Here is a 1659-nt window from a genome sequence, read left to right as displayed (position 1 = left end):
CCGCCACCTATAACAGAAGGAATATGGAATCTTATATACTCAAAATTACCACCTGTTTGATCTCCAGTCCATACTGTTGAATATCTTTGAGTTCCAGCCCATCCACACACAGCCCATACAAATCCCCTTGAATTAGAATTATTTTCAATTCCTTCATAAGCTGATTTTGTAGCATCTAACCCATATTCATATCCAGGTCCTACCCATGCAACATCAAGTTTGCATAATCTTGTACCAATCTTTCCAACTTCCTCTTTTATCTTATCAACACCATTTTGTGTCCATAACCCAACCTTAAAACCTTGTTTTCCAGCCTCTTGTACGACTTTATCTAAATTTTCATATCCACAACCATATCCATCATTAGGCAATATCCATCCACCTGGCATATCCAAGTCCCTATACTTTTTTGTAACATTTAAAACATCAGTTGTAGTTACTTTACCTGGTTTATTTTTATCACCTGTATAACTAGGATTTTGAGTATTGTAGCAATCTGCATCGCCTACGCCAAATCCCCACCTTGGAAGTAAGCTTGGTCTTCCAGTTAACTCTGTATAACTATTCATAACATTTTTGATATCTCCTGCAAAATAAAATGCATCAAATCTTTTTTCTTCATGATTCATTATACCAGTCTTTTTAAAACTATAAGTTCCCGGAGAAAATGTATTTCTAAATACTCCATAACCAGCTGTACTCATATAAAATGGAACTGGATTTGAAGACGAACCATCATTCCAATGAGAAATCTTAAGACTTATATTCATATCTTTATTTTTATGTGAGAAATAACCATTTTGAACTCCACAACCATAAAAATCCTCATCATCTTTATTATCTAATGTTTGTTTAGTAGACTCATTATTATATTTTAAAGGTTCTTTTTCACTCCAAATTTCTTTTTTATTATCCTTATCATACATTGCAAATTTTAATGGAGCTTTATATGCACGAAGAACTACTGTTCCAGTAAATATTTTATAGTATTCGCCTTTATCCTCAACTGCTGGTTCTACGCCTTTATAATCTTTTTTATCTATTATTTTCTCATTTGTAGGATCTTCAAATTTTCCTGTTGGATCCATCCAAATCCTGAATACATCATCCTTAAGAAAAATAACTTGTAATTTTTCACTACCAGTGGAAATATTAATTTTATTCTTTTCCTGTTTAATCTCTTTAATACTCCCTACTGTAATAAACCCATCATTAGAAGCCTGTATCTCAGAAGCCATAACGTTTACACTTCCTACAGTATTTGTAGCAACTAAACTTGTTAATACCGTAAATGTTGATATAAATGCAACAACATTCTTAAAAAATGACCTTTTACCCATAAATTTTCCTCCATTTTTTAATATTTTTAAGTATCTAACCAGTTGTCCTATATCTTTGATGAATTCAAACTTAATTTATTATTTAGACTTAAAAGGGAAGGATTTATAAACATTAATAAATCCCCCCAAAAACAATTTTTTATGAATAAAGTGTATAGATTTTAATTTGCTCTGGATTTTCTTCTTCTAATAACAACCACTGCACCTAAACCAATTAATGCTAGGGCTAACACAATATTAGCTGTTGTATTTACATTACTTCCTGTCTTAGGTAAATTGCTATTTCCATCTTGTTTTTCAGCTATTACATATTTTGAGA

Annotated in this window: 2 protein-coding genes; both read right to left on the bottom strand. The window is 31.3% G+C overall.

The features are described from left to right. On the bottom strand, positions 1-1340 hold a 1340-nt coding region (locus tag BUB01_RS22595), incomplete at its 3' end, for a glycoside hydrolase family 31 protein (RefSeq protein WP_143152568.1). A gap of 161 nt (positions 1341-1501) precedes the next feature. Continuing rightward, positions 1502-1645, bottom strand: coding sequence for an LPXTG cell wall anchor domain-containing protein (locus BUB01_RS24045; RefSeq protein ID WP_207650011.1), 144 nt, complete (start codon positions 1643-1645; stop codon positions 1502-1504). Between the last annotated feature and the right edge of the window lie 14 nt (positions 1646-1659).

Origin of the sequence: Clostridium cavendishii DSM 21758, from assembly GCF_900141845.1 — a bacterium.
In the GTDB taxonomy this organism is placed as follows: Bacteria; Bacillota; Clostridia; order Clostridiales; family Clostridiaceae; genus Clostridium_AG; species Clostridium_AG cavendishii.
Note: the sequence above shows the minus strand (reverse complement) of the source record. Positions and strands in the feature narration are given on the sequence as shown.